Annotated in this window: 15 protein-coding genes; 10 read left to right on the forward strand and 5 right to left on the reverse strand. The window is 61.0% G+C overall.

Annotated features, from left to right (window positions below):
• The first annotated feature begins 138 nt into the window (after positions 1-138).
• Positions 139-924: a sulfite exporter TauE/SafE family protein gene (locus tag K9857_RS07890; protein WP_224534540.1), complete on the forward strand. Its 786-nt coding sequence runs from the start codon at positions 139-141 to the stop codon at positions 922-924.
• A 64-nt stretch (positions 925-988) separates the two neighbouring features.
• On the opposite strand, the gene K9857_RS07895 is transcribed toward K9857_RS07890, so the two are convergent.
• Positions 989-2,203 (reverse strand): MFS transporter, encoded by a 1,215-nt coding sequence (locus K9857_RS07895; protein ID WP_224534542.1) that lies wholly within the window; start codon positions 2,201-2,203, stop codon positions 989-991.
• A gap of 307 nt (positions 2,204-2,510) precedes the next feature.
• Between K9857_RS07895 and K9857_RS07900 the strand changes: the two genes are divergently transcribed.
• From K9857_RS07900 to K9857_RS07920, 5 genes are all read left to right on the forward strand, one after another.
• A complete protein-coding gene (locus K9857_RS07900) occupies positions 2,511-3,860 on the forward strand; it encodes an epoxide hydrolase family protein (RefSeq protein WP_224534544.1) in 1,350 nt (449 codons plus the stop codon).
• A 58-nt stretch (positions 3,861-3,918) separates the two neighbouring features.
• Positions 3,919-4,986 carry an alpha/beta fold hydrolase gene (locus K9857_RS07905; RefSeq protein ID WP_224534546.1) on the forward strand — a complete coding sequence of 356 codons (1,068 nt, stop codon included), beginning with the start codon at positions 3,919-3,921 and terminating at the stop codon, positions 4,984-4,986.
• Between the two features lie 23 nt (positions 4,987-5,009).
• Entirely contained in the window at positions 5,010-5,513 is a 504-nt protein-coding gene (locus K9857_RS07910; protein ID WP_224534688.1) for a cytochrome P460 family protein, read from the forward strand.
• Between the two features lie 23 nt (positions 5,514-5,536).
• Entirely contained in the window at positions 5,537-6,322 is a 786-nt protein-coding gene (locus tag K9857_RS07915; RefSeq protein ID WP_224534547.1) for an alpha/beta fold hydrolase, read from the forward strand.
• 84 nt (positions 6,323-6,406) lie between these two features.
• Entirely contained in the window at positions 6,407-7,159 is a 753-nt protein-coding gene (locus K9857_RS07920; RefSeq protein ID WP_224534549.1) for a 3-oxoacyl-ACP reductase family protein, read from the forward strand.
• A gap of 4 nt (positions 7,160-7,163) precedes the next feature.
• Here K9857_RS07920 and K9857_RS07925 read toward each other — a convergent pair whose 3' ends face one another.
• Entirely contained in the window at positions 7,164-8,387 is a 1,224-nt protein-coding gene (locus K9857_RS07925) for a CynX/NimT family MFS transporter (RefSeq protein WP_224534552.1), read from the reverse strand.
• A 246-nt stretch (positions 8,388-8,633) separates the two neighbouring features.
• On the opposite strand from K9857_RS07925, the gene K9857_RS07930 reads away from it, so the two are divergent.
• Positions 8,634-9,359 (forward strand): AraC family transcriptional regulator, encoded by a 726-nt coding sequence (locus K9857_RS07930; RefSeq protein WP_411961551.1) that lies wholly within the window; start codon positions 8,634-8,636, stop codon positions 9,357-9,359.
• A gap of 36 nt (positions 9,360-9,395) precedes the next feature.
• Here K9857_RS07930 and K9857_RS07935 read toward each other — a convergent pair whose 3' ends face one another.
• Together K9857_RS07935 and K9857_RS07940 are read right to left on the reverse strand one after the other, a co-directional pair.
• Positions 9,396-10,829 carry a catalase gene (locus tag K9857_RS07935; RefSeq protein WP_224534556.1) on the reverse strand — a complete coding sequence of 478 codons (1,434 nt, stop codon included), beginning with the start codon at positions 10,827-10,829 and terminating at the stop codon, positions 9,396-9,398.
• Between the two features lie 116 nt (positions 10,830-10,945).
• The gene (locus K9857_RS07940) at positions 10,946-11,362 is read right to left on the reverse strand and encodes an Ohr family peroxiredoxin (RefSeq protein WP_224534558.1); all 417 of its coding nucleotides are present in this window, start codon (positions 11,360-11,362) and stop codon (positions 10,946-10,948) included.
• Positions 11,363-11,613: 251 nt separating this feature from the next.
• Here K9857_RS07940 and K9857_RS07945 point away from each other — a divergent pair, with 251 nt between their 5' ends.
• The 3 genes from K9857_RS07945 (at position 11,614) to K9857_RS07955 (ending at position 15,519) form a co-directional block, all read left to right on the forward strand.
• Positions 11,614-14,457 carry a PAS domain-containing protein gene (locus tag K9857_RS07945; RefSeq protein ID WP_224534560.1) on the forward strand — a complete coding sequence of 948 codons (2,844 nt, stop codon included), beginning with the start codon at positions 11,614-11,616 and terminating at the stop codon, positions 14,455-14,457.
• On the forward strand, positions 14,457-14,828 hold the full coding sequence (locus tag K9857_RS07950) for a response regulator (protein ID WP_224534570.1): 372 nt from the start codon (positions 14,457-14,459) through the stop codon (positions 14,826-14,828). Before K9857_RS07945 ends, K9857_RS07950 begins: the two co-directional genes overlap by 1 nt.
• A 70-nt stretch (positions 14,829-14,898) precedes the next feature.
• Positions 14,899-15,519 carry a response regulator transcription factor gene (locus tag K9857_RS07955; RefSeq protein WP_224534572.1) on the forward strand — a complete coding sequence of 207 codons (621 nt, stop codon included), beginning with the start codon at positions 14,899-14,901 and terminating at the stop codon, positions 15,517-15,519.
• A 49-nt stretch (positions 15,520-15,568) separates the two neighbouring features.
• Here K9857_RS07955 and K9857_RS07960 read toward each other — a convergent pair whose 3' ends face one another.
• Positions 15,569-18,505: an ATP-binding protein gene (locus tag K9857_RS07960; RefSeq protein ID WP_224534574.1), complete on the reverse strand. Its 2,937-nt coding sequence runs from the start codon at positions 18,503-18,505 to the stop codon at positions 15,569-15,571.
• Between the last annotated feature and the right edge of the window lie 16 nt (positions 18,506-18,521).

Raw genomic sequence — 18,521 nt, forward strand, 5'->3', positions numbered from 1 at the left:
GGGCCTCCATCGCGAGCAAGCTCGCTCCTACAGGGGGAGGAATATGGCATAAAGATAGATCGCAACGATCTAACTGGTTATAAGAAAAATCGCTATGCTGCGGGCCAGATTTCCCCTGCGATCTTTGTGGACGTATCAATGGATTTACTGAACATCGGGTTGGTCGTTGCCGGACTGGTTGTCGGCTTCATCGTCGGCATGACCGGCGTGGGTGGCGGGTCGTTGATGACCCCGATCCTGCTGGCATTCGGCATCAACCCGGCAACGGCGGTCGGCACCGATCTGCTGTACGCGGCCATCACCAAGTCCAGTGGCGTACTCGTCCACCGAAAAAACAACAACATCGACTGGAAAATCACCGGCTGGCTGACCGCCGGCAGTGTCCCGGCGGTGCTGCTGACCCTGTGGTTCCTGAGCACCCTGCACTCGGCGCCGGATGCGATGAACGCCATCATCAAACAGGCTCTGGGTGTCGTGCTGTTTGCCACCGCCTTGGCGATCCTGTTCAAGAAACGCCTGCTCGACTTCGCCCACAAACGCGCCGGCGGCAACTACAACCCCAGCGGCACGCGCCTGAATATCCTCACCGTCATCACTGGTCTGGTGCTCGGCACCATGGTCGCCCTGACCTCCATCGGCGCCGGCGCCCTGGGGACCGTGGCCCTGTTCATCCTCTACCCGCTGCTGGCGACCCGTCGCCTGGTCGGCACCGAAATCGCCCACGCCGTCCCCCTGACCCTGGTCGCAGGCCTGGGCCACGCGAGCATGGGCAACATGGACTGGCAGGTGCTGGGTTATCTGCTGGTGGGTTCGTTGCCGGGGATTTACCTGGGCAGCCACCTCACCGGGCGTATCTCCGATGAAGTGTTGCGCCCTTGTCTGGCGACCATGCTGGTGTTGATCGGGTACAAGTTGGTGTTCTAAGGCTGGCAGTCGCTGCGTACAAACGAACAGGCCGTATCTTAATACGGCCTTTTTTTTCTGCCGATCAGCCTGTTTTGCCGCCGCGCCAGACCAGCAGCGCCGCCAGTAACTGGCTGCCTGCGAAGAAGGTGAACAGGCCTTGCGCGCTCCAGCGGGCGTCCAGCAGCAAGCCGGCGACGGCGGGTGAAAGAATTGCACCGACGCGCCCCAAACCTAATACCAGACCCACTCCGCTGGTTCGAATGGATGTGACGAACGCTTGTGGTGCGAGGGTGTAAAGAGCGGCGATGGCGCCGTTGAGCAGCAGGCCGGTGCTGAAACCGATCAAAATGGCCAGGCTCCACTGGGCGCTGACCGGCACCATGAACGTCATCAGTATGGCGTTGAGCAACAGAAAACCGAGCAACAATCGTCGCGAACCGAAACGGTCCGCGCCCAGGCCCATCAACAAGGCGCCGAGCATGCCGCCTGCGCTCAGCAGGATGCCGCCGACAGCACTTTGCTTTTCCGTAAAGCCGTTATAGGTCATCAGTGTCGGGGTCCAACTCATTACGAAGTAAAAGCCGAACATGATGAGGAAGAAGGCCATGGCCAGCGATGCGGTCTGCTGCCACTGTCCGGGTGAAAACAGCTGGCGGTAATCCGCACGGCTGTGCGGGGGCTGGACGCAGTCGTCGGCCGCTTGTGGTCCGGCGCACTCGGACCGCATCGTGAGAAACGCCTGGGACTCGCGCAGCCAGCACGCACCCGCCAATGTCGCCACGAACGTGATCAGGCCGCCTGCGAGAAAGACATATCGCCAGCCCAGGTGGTCATTGAACACATGGGCAAGCACGCCCCCCAGACTCACCCCCAGCGCGAAGGACAGCGATTGCAGCGCGATCGCCAGACCTCGCCGATGCGCGCTTGCGTGTTCAAAAGTGAGCACATTGGCGCCGACCAGTACCGCACCCAGCCCGATGCCGGTCAGACCGCGCAATAACATCAGCGAGAACAGTCCCTGGCTCCAGAACGTCAGCACCATGCACAGTCCGCTGACTGACAGGCCCGCAATCAACAAGGGCCGACGCCCGTGGCGGTCAGCGGCCGGGGCGGCAAACATTGAGCCCAGCGCCATGCCGACCAGGCTGGCGCTGAGCAGCATGCCGAGTTCGATCCCGCTCAATCCCCATTGCGCAGCAACGGCGGCGCCGGTGAACGCCATGACCATGGCATCCAGGCCATCGACCACGTTGAAAAACATGCACAGGCCGATGCCCCGCCATTGCGTGGGAGTCATTGATCGGTCGTCGATGGCGTCCCGGTGCCTGTTCCCACTCATTGCTGGTCCTTCTACCCATGATTGCCTGTAAACGTTGCGCGGCGCACTGCACTGCTGCGACGACACCATTCAGCACGTCAACTGGCAAGTGATACTTAGGTATCGACCGACACCAACGTGCAATCGTCCCGAGGATCACGAGGGTGGTTTTATCAGCCTGCGTAAGCCGGATTGACGCGACAAATGGAGCCATATGCGCGCCTCGTTCCGTCCGCCCGGCAACCACCGCTGTGCCAGTAGGCCACTTACTCAAGGGAAATTGATCATGCGTGCAGATTCGTCCGTTTTCACATGGCACCGATGCCAGGCGTCCAACGCCCGATATCGCCTGCTCGGTCTCGTCTTGCTGGCGGGCAGCAGCGGTGCGTGGGCTGCGACCACAGCTACCACTTCGCCGGCCGAGGCTATCCGTCCCTACCGCATTCACGTTGATGAAGCGCAACTGACCGACCTGCGCAAACGCATCGCCGATACCCGTTGGCCCGACAAAGAGCTTGTCGGTGACACAACCCAGGGAGTGCAACTGCAGCAGGTGCAAGCGTTGGTGAAATATTGGGGAGACGGTTACGACTGGCGCAAGGCCGAAGCAAAGCTCAATGCCTTGCCCGAGTTCATCACCACCATCGATGGCGTCGACATCCAGTTCATACATGTCCGCTCGCGCAATCCAAACGCGATGCCGCTGATCCTCACCCACGGTTGGCCGGGTTCGCAATTTGAATTCCTCAAGACCATCGGTCCGCTGACCGATCCGACCGCGTACGGCGGACGGATGGAAGATTCCTTCGACGTGGTGATTCCGTCGATTCCGGGCCATGGTTTTTCCGGCAAGCCGACCGAACTCGGCTGGGGGCCTGATCGTGTGGCCAAAGCCTGGGACGTATTGATGAAGCGTCTGGGATACAGCCATTACGTGTCTCAGGGCGGCGATCACGGGTCGGTAATCTCCGACGCCCTGGGTCGCCTTGCACCTGCGGGGTTGCTCGGCATTCACCTGAACATGCCGGCCACTGTTCCGCCCGAACTGGTGAAACCGATCAACAGCGGTGATCCGGCGCCGGCCGGGCTGACCGATCCGGAACGCACGGCCTACAACTCGCTGAGCACGTTCTTCGGCCGCAATGCCGCCTACGGCGCGATGATGGTCACCCGGCCACAGACCATTGGCTACCTGCTGGCCGACTCTCCCGCGGGCACGGCGGCATGGATGTACGAGAAGTTCGCCGCCTGGACCGACAGTGACGGTCAGCCGGAGCGGGTACTCACCCGCGATGAAATGCTCGATGACATCAGCCTGTACTGGCTGACCAATGCCGGCGCTTCGTCCTCCCGATTCTATTGGGAGAACAACAACAATAACTTCAGCGCCGTGGCGCAGAAGACCGCCGAAATCAAGGTTCCGGTGGCCATCACCGTGTTCCCGCACGAGATCTACCGCGCACCGAGAACCTGGGCGCAGCGCGCCTATCCCTCGCTTGCGTACTACAACGAAGTCGGCAAAGGCGGTCACTTCGCGTCCTGGGAGCAGCCGCAATTGTTCAGCGAAGAACTGCGTGCCGCATTCCGACCGCTGCGTACGGCAGTGAACACAAAGGGCATCCAGCCCGCTCCTTAAACCAGTGATGAGATTCCACTACGCGACGGCCAGTTGGCCGTCGCACGGGAGACTGACGATGAAAGCTTTGTTGAAACAACAGGCTGTACCCCATCACCTGCGTCTTTTCGCCTGCTCTGTCCTGGCCGTGGCCTGCCTGCAGGTTGTCGCCCTGAACAGCACATCTTCGCAAGCCCGCGCCGCCGTGCCGGCCAGCACCATCGGCGCACTGACACCGGGTGCCCATTCGTCCCTTGGCCCGCTCAAACACGTCAAGGCCGGCCTGTTGGATGTCGCCTACGCCGAACTCGGCCCGGCCGACGGGCCGGTGGTCATCCTGCTGCATGGTTGGCCGTACGATATCCACAGCTACGCTGATGTGGCACCGGCATTGGCAGAGAAGGGCTACCGGGTACTGGTGCCGTATGCACGCGGTTATGGCGATACGACGTTTCTCTCTGCCAAGACTGTTCGCAATGGCCAGCCAGCCGCTCTTGCGACTGACGTAATCGACTTCATGGACGCGCTGAAGATCAAGCAGGCCGTACTGGGCGGTTATGACTGGGGTGCACGCACGGCCGATATCGTTGCTGCATTATGGCCAGAGCGGGTGAAGGCGTTGGTGGCGGTCAGTGGTTATCTGATCGGCAGCCAGGCTGCCGGAAAAGCTCCACTGCCACCGGCTGCCGAATTGCAGTGGTGGTATCAGTTCTACTTTGCCACCGAGCGTGGACGTCTGGGCTATGAAAAGAACACCCACGACTTCGCCAAATTGATCTGGAAGCTGGCCTCGCCCCAGTGGAATTTCGACGATGCGACCTACAACCGCAGCGCTGCTGCCTTGCAGAACCCCGACCACGTCGCCGTTTCCATCTTCAACTACCGCTGGCGCCTGAACCTCATCAAAGGTGAGGCCCGATACGACGCGCTGGAGAAAAAGCTGGCGCAGTTCCCGTCCATCGGCGTTCCGACCATCACCCTGGAAGGCGACGCCAACGGCGCGCCCCATCCTCCGGCGGACGCCTATGCCAAGCGTTTCACCGGCAAATATCAGCATCGGCTGATCCAAGGTGGTATCGGCCACAACCTGCCTCAGGAAGCACCTCAAGCCTTCGCTCAAGCCGTGATGGATGCCGATCGCCTCTGATCGGCACCACAAGGAGAACCATGATGAAACCTACATGTCTTGCGGTCTTCAGTGCCGCCATCGCCACGGCTGCCTTGATCGCCACCAGCGTCGCGCTGGCCGATGGGGGCGAGGCGTCGCCGATCTACGGGGTGAAATTGCCCGATGGCTATCGCACCTGGCCGTTGATTGCCCCGGCGCAGGAAGCCGAACCCTTGAACGAATTACGTGCAGTGTTGGGCAACGAGCAAGCGATGAAGGCTTACCAGGCTTCGACGCTGCCGTTTCCCGACGGCACGGTACTGGTGAAGTTGGCCTGGAAACATGTGCAGTCGCCGGAGTTCGAGCCGGCTTCCATTCCCGGCGCGGCGACCACCGTCCAGGTGATGGTCAAGGACTCGAAAAAATACGCCTCTACCGGAGGTTGGGGGTTTGGCCGCTTCATCAATGGCAAACCCGCCGATGAAGCGCAGCATCAGACCTGCTTCGCCTGCCATCAGGCACGCGTGCAGAACCATGACTTTGTCTTCACCCGATTCGCTCCCTAATCCACGAAATCAAGGGGTTCACCATGAAAAAACTATTGAGCGCACTGACGATTGCAACCGGGCTGGTCGTTGGCGTTAATGCCTTTGCGCAGCCTGAAAAAACCACGGTGGTGCTGGTGCACGGCGCTTTTGCCGATGCGTCGAGCTGGAACGGTGTAGTGAAAATTCTCGAGAAAGACGGATACACCGTGGTCGCCGCCGCCAATCCGTTGCGCAGCGTCAAAGGCGACAGCGCGACGGTTTCCGCCTTGCTGTCGAGCATCAAGTCGCCGGTGGTACTGGTCGGCCATTCCTATGGCGGCAATGTCATCAGCGCGGCGGCCAACGATCACCCGACGGTCAAGGCGCTGGTCTACGTCAGCGCATTCGCGCCCGAAGCGGGTGAAACCGTCGCCGGTCTGGCCGGCAAATTCCCCGGCAGCACCCTCGGCCCGACACTCGCCGCCCCAGTCGCGCACGCCGATGGCGGCAAGGATCTATACATCCAGCAAGACAAGTTTCATGACCAGTTCGCTGCGGATGTGCCTGCTGACCAGGCTGCCCTGATGGCTGCGACCCAGCGCCCCGTGACTGAAGCGGCGCTCAATGAACCGTCTGGTGATCCGGCGTGGAGGCGTGTCCCGTCATGGTTCATCTACGGCGACCAGGACAAGAACATTCCTGCGCAAGCCATGGCCTTCATGGCCAAGCGGGCCGAAGCCAAGTCAGTGCAAGTGATTCACGGAGCCTCCCATGTGGTGATGGTTTCCAACCCGGAGCCGGTTGCCCGGCTGATTGAAAAGGCCGCGACGGATACCGCGCACCTGTAATGCATCGATCGGTCAACAGGTCGGGCCTTTGCGGCGGCCGTTGACTGGTCAGTCATGTTTTCTCACTCACGAAGGTATTGAGCAATGTCCACGATCACTCAACGTTTTACCGGTAAAACCGCACTGGTTACTGGCGGTTCGCGCGGCATCGGTGCCGCTATCGTTCGCCGTCTGGCCAGAGAAGGAGCAGCGGTCGCCTTTACTTACTCCGCTTCCGAGGAACAGGCGCAAGCGCTGGTTGCCAGCATTGAGGGCGACGGCGGCACGGCGTTGGCCATCAAGGCCAACAGCAAATTTGCCGAGGATATCGAGCACGCGGTGGACTTTACCCTGCGCAAGTTCGGTGCCGTGAACATCCTGGTGAACAACGCCGGCATCCTCAGTCTGGGAACGGTCGATGACTTCACTGTCGAGGCGTTCGACGATCTTTACGCCATCAACGTGCGTGGCGCTTACATCGCGGCTCGAACGTGTGCTGCGATCATGCAACGTGGCGACCGGATCATTACCATTGGCAGCGTGGCGGGCGAGCGTTCCGGCTTCCCCGGTTCCAGCGGGTACAGCATGAGCAAGTCGGCACTGATCGGCCTGACACGCGGTCTGGCCCAGGATTTCGCCGCCCGTGGCATCACCGTCAACAATGTCCAGCCCGGCCCGACCGCCACCGACATGAACCCGGCTGACGCGCCCTACCTGGAGCACGTCATCAGCCGCGTGCCGTTGGGACGTCTGGGGTATGCCGATGAGATCGCCAGCATGGCCGTGTACCTCGCCAGCGAAGAGGCGTCGTTCGTTACCGGTGCCAGTTTGACTGTCGACGGCGGTTACCTTTCCTGAGGGATCAACTGCCCCGGACAAAGGAAGCCTGGGGCAGGGGATCGACCGCCGGCTTGAGCAGCGGCGTGATGCACAGCATCAGCAACAACACCACGAACAGCAGACTGTAGGCTGGAGCAAAATGACCGGTGTAGTCGCGCAGGGCGCCGAACAGCAGCGGGCCCAGCGCGGCAACCAGGTAACCGATGAACAGCATGAACACGGTCCACAGACCGGCCTGTTCGACGGTCGCTGTGTTGTCCAGCGGCAAAGTCATGGCGACGGTAAAGCCCATGCCCAGGCCTATGGCTGCCAGCATTACGTAGAGGACCGGTGCCCAACCAGGCAGGAAGGCCATGCCGGCTACACCCAGTGTCGCCATCATGGTGGAGAGACCCACCAGTGCACGACGATCATGTGCCTTGCCTGGCAGCAAGCCGGCACAGACGCTGGCCACCGCGAACACCGCAGTGAAAATCCCCAGCAACGCGCCTGGCGACAAGCTCGAAACCGCCGTTTCCAGATAGGCCGGTGCCATCCAGGCGAATAGCGCATAGACCACGAACTGTCCTGCGCCAAAGTTCAACGCCACCCACCAGGCTTGCATGTTGCGCCATGGCAGGCCGGCCGCGGATGTCTGGCGCGGTTTCGCGGCAGTCGGTGGCGCGGCGAAGCTTTTTGTCATCCAGATCCAGCTCGCCACTGCGGTTACGCACAGCAGGCTCCAGACCCCGGCGCTGATCCGCCAGCTCTCCGTCAGTTCGGCAATGGGGGCGCTGAAGACCGCAGCCAGGGTTGCACCCACGCTCAGGCCGGCGGCGTAGATGCCCATGAACAGGGCGGCGCGATGGGGGAAATGGGACTTGATCCAGCCGCCGGTCATCGCACCGGCGATGGAGATCCCCACACTGGCGAGAAAGGTGCTTCCCAACAGGAAAAAAGCATTGGGCGACAGCGCCCGCAACAACGTGGCGGCTCCGAGCAGTATCAGCGCGACCACGACGCAGCGGTCGATTCCAAAGCGCCTGGCGAGGTTGGGAACCATCAACGCAAACAGCCCCATGCAGACATCCGGAATGGAAGTCAGCAGCGCCGCATGGGCGTAGGTCAGATTGAATTGCTGCTGAATCAACAGCAGGATCGGGCCGATCGAGATGATTGCCGGGCGCAGTGCAATGGACAGCACCAGCAGGCCGATGACGGCAGCGATGCTTTGTCTTTTGTTCGGTAAACCGTGGGTATGTTCCATGGGGACGGCCTCGTCAGGAAGAATGATGAGCAGGCTAACCCGTGTTGATTGGCGGTAAATGCCATCTATTGTTGCCAAAGTGACATCCTGCGTCGGGCGTGTTTTGATGGCTCCCAGCGCACTTTCATCCCCCAGGAACGCGGAAGACTGACCCCCGTGAAACCACAAGAGCGTTGCCTTGCTTCCCCCGATCCAGGTTTGCCGCGCAGTGAGGATTACCTGGACTACCAGAGCGTGGCGCGGCTGATGACCGTGCTGGTACGCGATCAGCACACCGGCGAATACAACCATCCGCATACTCATCGGCATGGACAGCTGCTGTATGCCTCCAGCGGGGTCATGCGCGTCGCTACCGAGAACGGTTTGTGGGTGCTGCCGCCCAGGCGGGCCTTGTGGATTCCGCCGCACATGGTGCACGACCAACTGATGCTAAGCCCGGTGAAAATGCGTTCGGTGTACATCGAGCCCAAGGCTTCGCAATCCTTCGGCACCAATTGCAAGGTGGTGGAAATCTCGCCGCTATTGCGCGAATTGATTCTGGCGCTGGCGGATCAATCGATCGAGTACGAACAGCATGGACGCAATGCCCACATCGTCGCGCTGATTCTCAGCGAACTGGTGGTCGCACGCACATTGCCTCTGCAAATTCCGTGGCCTCGGGATCGCCGACTGGTAAGCATTTGCGAGGCCATCCTCGAACATCCCGAGCAGGCGCGGTCGGTGGGGTACTGGGCTGACCGGGTGGGCGCCAGCTCACGCACGCTGATTCGGTTGTTCCTCGCCGAAACCGGGCTGAACTTTCGGCACTGGGTGCAGCAGGTGCGACTGGCAACGGCAATCGACCGGTTAGACAAAGGCCACCCTATCGGCAACGTTGCCCGTGATCTGGGTTACACCAGCCAGAGCGCCTTCAGCGCGATGTTCAGGCGAACCATGGGCGAATCGCCACGGGAATTCATGGGTCGCGAGTGAGGGGCCTGACAGGCAGGCCCCTTCGCCACAGACTTTTCAACCCATCGCTTCAATTGCCAGTGCCACGCCTTCTCCGTAGGCCGGATCAGCTGCGGTGCAATGGTCGATGTGGCGCTGCCTGACCTGAGCCGACGCACCCAGGATCGCCCGCGCCGTGTTTTCGAACAGCGCTTGTCGTTGCGGCGCATCCATCAAGCGAAACAGCGCGCCGGGTTGGGAAAAATAGTCGGCGTCTTCACGGTGGTTCCAGTGATCGGCGGCACCTTGCAAGGCCAGTGGCGGCTCGCGAAAGTCCGGTTGCTCGACCCATTGGCCATGACTGTTGGGTTCATACCCCGGAGTACTGTCGGCGTTGCTGTTGGTGCGCATCTGCCCGTCGCGGTGATAGCTGTTCACCGGGCAGCGTGGCGCGTTCACCGGAATCTGGTGATGGTTGACGCCGACGCGGTAGCGCTGGGCATCGCCATAAGAGAACAACCTTGCCTGCAGCATTTTGTCCGGGGAGAAACCGATGCCGGGTACGACGTTGGCCGGATTGAACGCCGCCTGCTCGACTTCGGCGAAATAATTGTCCGGGTTGCGATTGAGCTCCAGCACGCCGACCTCGATCAATGGGTAGTCGGCATGGGGCCAGACTTTCGTCAGATCGAACGGGTTGATCGGGCAATCGGCGGCGTGTGCTTCTGACATCACTTGCACGAACAGTTTCCAGCGCGGGAAGTCACCCCGCTCGATGCTGTCATAGAGGTCACGCTGCGCGCTTTCCCGGTCGCAGGCGATCACAGCCCCGGCTTCGGCATCAGTAAAGTTGGCTATGCCTTGCTCGGTTTTCCAGGTGAACTTGACCCAGTAGCGTTGGTTATCCGGGCTGATGAAACTGAACGTATGACTACCGAAACCGTGCATGTGCCGGTATGAGCGTGGCAGCCCGCGATCGCTCATGACGATGGTGACCTGGTGCAGCGCCTCGGGCAGCAACGTCCAGAAATCCCAGTTGTTGTTGGCGCTGCGCAGATTGGTCCGCGGATCGCGTTTGACCGCATGATTGAGGTCGGGAAACTTTAACGGGTCGCGCAGGAAAAACACTGGTGTGTTGTTGCCCACCAGATCCCAGTTGCCTTGCTCGGTATAGAACTTGATGGCAAACCCGCGAATGTCCCGTTCGGCATCGGCGGCCCCGCGTTCACCGGCCACGGTGGAAAAACGTACGAAGATATCGGTGGTTTTGCCGATCTGCGAAAACACTCGGGCCTTGGTGTAGCGGGTGATGTCATGGGTCACTGTGAAAGTGCCGTAGGCGCCCGATCCCTTGGCATGCATCCGTCGCTCGGGAATGACTTCGCGATCGAAGTGCGCCAGCTTCTCCAGCAGCCATACATCTTGCAACAGCAGGGGACCCTTGGGGCCCGCGCTTTGAGCATTGTTGTTATCGACCACCGGGGCGCCGGCGGCGCTTGTCAGCTTGTTCATTGTCTGCTCCTTACGATTGGTTGGGCCGCCCTGATGCTTAGTATGGCAATGGGCTGCTCGTTTCAGGTTGATTGGCCATGCAGTCCGGGGTCTATTGCACCAAGGTGTCGACGACTTCAAAGCAGATTGAGCAGCACCTCGACGTTGCCCCGTACGGCTTTGGAGTAGGGACAAGTTCGGTGTGCCGCGTCGATCAGTTGGTGTGCAAGCTCGCGGTCCAGCCCTGGCAGGCTGACGTTCAGGCGTGCCCGCAGGAAATAGGCTTCGCCACCAAGGCACAGGTCGACTTCGGCATCAATCGAGACGTCCGCCGGCAGCAACACCTGCAGCCTGAGCGCTGCCAGCCCCAGGGATGCATCGAAACAGGCGGACCAGCCCGCAGCGAACAGTTGTTCGGCGTTGGTACCGCTGCTGTTGAAACCCGGCAACGCATGCCGGATATACAAACAGCCATCATCGCTGCGAGAGATGCCCCCGTCGCGGAAACCCTGGGTGTGTACCCGGGCGGTGTACAGTGCTCTCCCCGTGGTCATGTCTGCCTCCTGATAATGTCCAAGACCTGGCAATTGCAGTGCCCCGGCCATGAAGGTCGGTGCGATGCCAGGGAGAATCAGAACAGAGCACCGATGTTGCAGCGATTGCACGTAGGTATCAGAAGGTACGCACCTGGCAGTGAGCTTTGCGTTTTGGCATTGATGGCCACATGCGACACCAAGGTATGATTGGCGCGACGCTGCAGGCAGGGGCATCCTGCGTGGAGAGCCACCGTACACACAGGATCGGTATGGACAACGAACTCGAGCGCGTGATCGACGGGCTGCCAGGCGTGGCATGGACCGCGCTCGCCGACGGCCGTGTCGACTACGTCAATCAGTACTGGGACGAGTACACCGGGGCTGGTCGGGACGATGCGATGGGTGAGGGCTGGCAATCATTCATCCATCACGATGATCGCGCGCAAGTGTCGCAGCAATGGTGCGCAATTCTTGCCAGCGGTGAACCTCGTGACATGCAGGCTCGCCTGCGCCGTGCCGATGGCGTTTATCGTCGATTCCTCCTGCGCGTGAGCCCGCTGACGGACGACTCGGGCAACTTGTACAAGTGGTGCGGGGTCTGCGCCGACATCGAAGACCATTGCGTCGCAATCACGCCTTCACCCGCGGTCGAGCCCGACCTGCGCAACCTCATCGACAGCATTCCCGCGCTGGTGTCGCTGATGACGCCCGACGGCGAACTGGAATGTGTAAACGTGCATAACCTGCAATACATGGGTACTACGTTCGAGGCACTTCGAGGTTGGACGACCAGCGAAATCATTCACCCGCAAGACAAGAGCCGGGTCATGGCAAGCTGGGCGCACGCGGTGAATACCGGCTCGGTGTTTCGCGAAGAGCAGCGTATCCGCCGAGCGGACGGTGCCTACCACTGGTTTGCGGCCAATGGCATTCCAATGCGCGATGAACACGGCAATATCACCCGCTGGTGGGTGATTACCGTCGACATCGACGAGCACAAGCGCGACAAGGCATTGATTGCCCAGGCGCTGGAAAATATCAGTGCCTCGGAAGCTCGTTATCGCAACCTGATCAACGCCGTGCCCGGCTTCATCTGGAGTGCCGCGCCGGACGGTAATATCACCTTTCTCAATCAACGATGGTGCGACTACACCGGCATCGCCATGGACGAGGCGTGCGGCCATGGCTGGATGGCCTCGGTTGATCCGGATGACCGTACTACTCTGGCTGCATACCGACGTGTATTGACCTCGGGCGAACCGGGTGAATTCGAGGCGCGGTTGCGGCGCTTCGACGGCGTGTTTCGCTGGTTTCTGGTCCGCACGGTGCCGGAACGTGACGCGGCGGGCCAGGTGGTGCGCTGGTACGGGGAAAACACCGATATCGAAGATCGCAAACGCGCCGAGACGTTATTGGAGGGCGAAAAACACCTGCTGGGACTTATAGCTGGCGGCACCCCGCTAAGGTCCATTCTTGAAGCCCTTTGCAAGCTGGTCGAGGCGAGCTTTGCCGGCGGTGTGTGCAGCATCGTGCAGATTGATCCCAAGCATTCGCACTGGGCGCAGGATGCGGTGCCGCGCATGTTGCCTGGGGCCGCGCCCAACTTGCCATCCGACCTGATCAACACCCTCGATGGACGCCCGGTTGACTCGATGCATTGCCCCGATGGGCAGGCGGCAATGAGCAATGAGCAAGTGATCTGCCACAACCTGGCGTGTGAAACCCGCTGGTCGCAGTGGTGTGCATCCGCGTTGAAGCACGGTTTGTGGGCCAGTTGGTCGACCCCGGTGACCTCTATCAGCGGCAACGTGACGGGCGTTCTCTCAGTGCTGTTTCGTGAGCCGGCCTCGCCCGATCTCTTGCAACAGAATCTGATCGCCCAGTTCACCCACCTTGCCAGCATCGCCATCGACCGGGCGCGCGGGGAAGCGGCGCTGCGCCAGAGCGAAGCGTTCCTGGCCAAGGCGCAGCGCTTGAGTTCTACGGGGACCTTCTCCTGGCGCCTGGATTCGGAGGACATCACCTGGTCGGATGAAATCTATAGGATTCTCGACCTTGCCCCCGGCGTGAAGCCCACCTTCGAGCTGTTGTACACCCGCATCCATCCGGATGACCTTTCCAGTTACAAGTCGATGATCCGGTCGCAGTGCCGCAAGGGGCGCGACTTCGAATATGAGCATCGCCTGCAAATGCCCGACGGTGCGACCAAACACGTCCACCTGGTCGCCCATGCAATGCGCGATGACGAAGGGGAACTTGAGTACATAGCTGCCTTGCAGGACGTCACGCAGCGCCGCCTTTCCGAAACCGCCCTGGGCGAGGTCCGCTCGGAGCTGGCGCACCTTGCGCGGGTGGCGAGCCTGGGAGCGCTGACGGCTTCGATCGCCCATGAAGTCAACCAGCCGCTGGCCGGCATCATCACCAATGCCAGCACGTGTCTGCGGATGCTCGGTGCCAGCCCGCCCAATGTCGATGGCGCCCTGGAAACCGCGCGCCGCACCATCCGCGATGGCAACCGTGCGGCCGATGTGATCAAGCGGCTGCGGGTGCTGTTTTCCAAAGACAGCATCACCGTCGAAGACGTGGACCTCAACGAAGCGGCGCGCGAAGTCATCGCCCTGTTGCTGGGCGAACTGCAGCGGGGCAGGGTGATCCTGAACCCGGTGTTCGCCGAGGGACTGCCGCTGGTCAGGGGGGATCGTGTGCAACTGCAACAGGTCATCCTCAACCTTATTCTCAACGCCAAAGAGGCGATGAACACCATTGAAGATCGTTCGCGGCATCTGCAGGTCAGCACTGGTCACCATGACCAACAGGTGTTCCTTGAAGTAAGGGACAACGGCCCCGGCTTCGATCCACAGGATGCCGCGCGCCTGTTCAACGCGTTCTATACCACCAAGCTGTCGGGCATGGGAATCGGTCTGTCCGTCAGTCATTCGATCATCGACCGTCACGAGGGGCGTCTTTGGGCCCGAGCGAACGATGTCGGACCCGGTGCGGTTTTTTGTTTTTCGATCCCTTATCCCACCGGGCATACCCCGTCCACCGGCATGACTGACACACCGGGACCGGGCGCAGGAAGCGGTACCGATCACACCAGAGAGGGTCTTTGATGGACACGCCTTTGCTCATAACGGTGGTTGATGACGACGAGTCCGTGCGCGAGGCGCTGCCGGATTTGCTCAGGGAATTCGGCTTCGCCGTCCAGGCGTTCTCGTCGGCAAAGGCATTTCTGTCCTCGGACAGCCTTTGCCAGACGCGGTGTCTGATTCTGGACGTCGCCATGCCGGGCATGTCCGGACCGGAGCTGCAAAGGCAGCTCGCGGCACAGCATTACCGCATTCCGATCATTTTCATTACCGCGCTGGGCGATGCCGGTCAGCGTCCGTTTTTAATGAGTCAGGGCGCAGTTGAATGCTTGATGAAGCCCTTCAGTGAAGCGGAATTGCTCAAAGCCCTGAGCGCGGCGTTGCCGGTCGACTGAGTGTCGAACATCCATCAGGAGGTGCTCTGTTGAGCGCCATTAATGCGTCTGCCCCGTATAGGGAACAACAATGATGAATTCAACCCCCATCGTATTCGTGGTCGACGACGATATTTCCGTGCGCGAGTCGCTGGAGTTGCTTATCGGTCAGGCCCAGTGGCGGCCGCAGTTGTTCGAGTCGGCGCAAGCGTTTCTCGCCCATCCCCGATCACTGGTGCCCAGCTGTCTGGTGTTGGACATCAACTTGCCGGACCTCAACGGGCTGGACTTGCAGAACGCCATGGCTGGCGATCGACCAAAAATCCCGATTATCTTCATTACCGGTTACGGCGACGTACCTCGTTCGGTACGTGCGATGAAAGCCGGTGCAGTGGAGTTCCTGACCAAGCCGTTCGATGATGAGGTCTTGCTGAGCGCCATCACCGATGCGCTGGCGAGCAGCCGTGCGGCGCTGGAGCGTGAGGGTGATCTGCGTGCGCTGCGCGATGCTCGCGCCACGTTGACACCTCGCGAGAACGAAGTGCTGGAAATGGTCGTCGCCGGGCGCATGAACAAGGTGATTGCATCTGATCTGGGTATCAGCGAAATCACGGTCAAGGCCCATCGCGGCAAAGTCATGCGCAAGATGAAAGCCCGGTCCCTTGCCGACCTGGTGAAAAAGGTGACGCAGTTGGCGCCTCCGCCGGATTGAAATCTTTTACCGTCGGGTCTTCGATTCCGCCCCGACGCTCACTTTTTTTTCAATGCGGTTCCGACCTGTCCGAGTGCTGCCCGGTATCCCTGATCGACACCCTTTGCCAGAGCGCCTGAAATTGACGCATGTCCAGGGTGTCGTAGCCTTCCGATATCTGTTCACGGCAAGCCGCCAGCAATTCTTTGGCTTTGGCGGCCTGACCCTGTTCCAGCCACAGGAGGGCAAGGTCCATCGACGCTCTGAGTTCCCATGACCGGGCACCTTGCTGGCGACTCAGGTTGATCGCTTCCATGAGCCTGTCCTGGGTTGCGGCGGGATTGGCAGGCTCCAGGGTGTCGAGAATGCCCGCCCTGATCCGCAACAGCTCGGGCAGGGCGTAGGCGTCGCCGCTGTCGCGACAGTGGCCGATGGTCCGCTCGACTTGACACAACGCCTTTCCGTACTGGCCCCCGAGGATCAAGCCTTCGACCAGAGCGGTTTCGAAGGAGGTGGTCAGCAATTCGTAACGCATGCCTTGCAGACGCGCCAGGCTTTCTTCAAGCAGGGCGACGGCGTCGCCTGACTGCCCCGCGCGAATCGCGATGCTGCCTTGTACGCCCAGGGCTGCCGCCACGTAGGGCGCCAACGCATTCGCATCGGCGACTTTACTGAAGGTAGCGAGACTGGCGGCAGCCTTGTCCAGCTCGCCAGTCCAGATGTGGATGCAAAGGGTCCAGACCAGCGCGATGCAATAGGTCACCGAATGGTCCAGCGCGGCCGCTTCTGCTTCGACCTTTGCGGCCCAATGCCTGGCCTGGTCGGGATAGCCCAGTAACCAGAGCGTGCGGGCCAGCGCCAGGCCAGTGCGGTTGCGATGATCGAAGCCGTAATGCACGGTGCTGCTGCGCTCGGATGGCAGGCTGTAACGCAGCGACTTTTCCAGCTCCTGGCGCGCCAGTGGCTGATTGCCGAGCAAGTGATGGGAAATGCCCGCCAGCGAGGCGGCCACCGCAATGGCTTCGGGCTTGCCGATGAGATCACCCACAACCACAGCTTTTTCCGCCCAGGCCAGGGATGAGGGGAAGTCGCCGATACGCTCCGAGAATATTTGCAGGCGCCCGAGCAGGCGCAGTTGTGACCAGTGATCGTCCAGTGTCTGGGCGATGTCCAGCGCCCTGAGCAGCGCTTTTTGCGCCGCGTCGCTGTTGCCCCGGGTGAACATCAGGACCAGGCCCAGGGCGGCTTGTAATTCCATCTCGGTCGGTGTGCCGAAATAGCCCAGTTCCAGCAGTTCGGTCGCCCGGGAACACCAGGCCCGGCATTCGACCATCAGTGAAAAATGCAGGAACAACGGAGCGCTGGCGGCGGCCAGAGGCAGGGCCAGCCCAGGGTCGCCCTGGGGGCCGAAACTCCACTCAAGCGCGCTCCTGATATTGCCCAGTTGGCTGGCCAGTCGTGAGGACCGCTCGAAGAGTTCGTCGGGTGTCGCGTCGGGATGACTGAGCAGTTCGGTGAAGTAGGCCGCGTGCCTGAATGACAGCGCATGGACTTCGGCTTCCACGCGTATCGCCAGTTTTTCCCGGGCATAGGCACGGGTCATTTCGAGTAGACGGTAGGTGGCGATGACTGCACTGTGGTCGACAGTGACCAGACCCTTGGACGCCAGTTCATCCAGGGCCGCCGCTGCGCTGACCGAGTCGATTTGTGCGTCGGCGAGAATCTGTGACGCAGCCTCCAGCGAAAAAGGCCCGACGAAAATCGCCAGTCGATCGAATACCAAGTGCTCCTTTGCGCACAGGAGGTCATAGCTCCAATCGAGCATCGCGCGCAGTGTCTGGTGTTTCGGCAGCGCTGTCCGCCGCCCCGACCAGCCCAGTGAAAAACGCTCACCCAGCAGCCCGTGGGTGGCCTGAAGCCCATGGCTGGCAACCCGCATCGCAGCCAGCTCAATCGGCAACGCCATGCCCTCAAGACGCCGGCAGATGTCGGCAATCATCCGTGCATCTTCTGTCTCCAGAGCCAGCGACGCATTGCCTGATGTGGCGCGCTCGACGAACAGTTTCACAGCCGGAAACGCCAGCAACTGGTCGACACTGAGCCCTTGCGCATCGACCGGATAACGCAGGGCGCTGAGCCAATGGACATGTTCGCCCAGAACACGCAACGGCTCGCGGCTGGTGGCCAGCAGACCGACATTGGGCGCGGCCTCCCTGATCTTTTCGATGATCGATGAAATGGCGTCGATCAGGTGTTCGCAGTTGTCGATGATCAACATCAGTTTACGTGTGCGCAGATGGGCCAGCAGCACGTGCATCGGGTCTTCAGCCTGGAGCGTGATGCCCAGTGCGCTGGCGAGCGAGGAGGGCACCAGTGCGGCGTCCTCGACCTGGGCCAGATCGACGAAACGCACCTGATCATCGTTGCCGGCGCAGAGGCGGTGACCCACTTCGATGGCCAGGCTGGTCTTGCCGACCCCGCCGGGGCCGACGATGGTGAACAGTTTGGGTTCCAGCAGCCGGTCGACAAGCATTTGTGCATCGTTGTCGCGCCCGACCAGTCGGGCACGTGGGGGCAGACCGCCGACGCTGTTGGTCAGACGCTTGTCGTGAAAGTGATCCGTAAGGGTGGTGGTGACATGCGCAGGAAGTAGCGATTGCAAACGTTCGATAGGAGCGACGAAGGCATACCCGACGCCCACTTGCGTAGAGATGTAACGAGCGCCGTCTTCACCATCCCCGAGGATCTTTCTCAGACCCGTCATGTGAAAACGCAGGCTGCCTTCGGAAACGACGATGTTGGGCCAGACCAGCTTGATCAATTCGTGTTTGGACAGTACTCGGCCGGGACGTTCGAGCAAGGCGATCAGCAAGTCCAGCGCACGGCCGCCAATGTCCACTGCCGCGCCGCTCCTGGTGAGCAGGCGCTTTGCAGGTGTGACACAGAAAGGGCCAAAGGCGAGTTGCAGGCTCAGGGATTCATGCAAATCGTCGGCGACGGGCTCCAATGGAATCGCTCTCTGA

Origin of the sequence: Pseudomonas sp. REP124 (assembly GCF_020164475.1) — a bacterium.
GTDB lineage: Bacteria > Pseudomonadota > Gammaproteobacteria > Pseudomonadales > Pseudomonadaceae > Aquipseudomonas.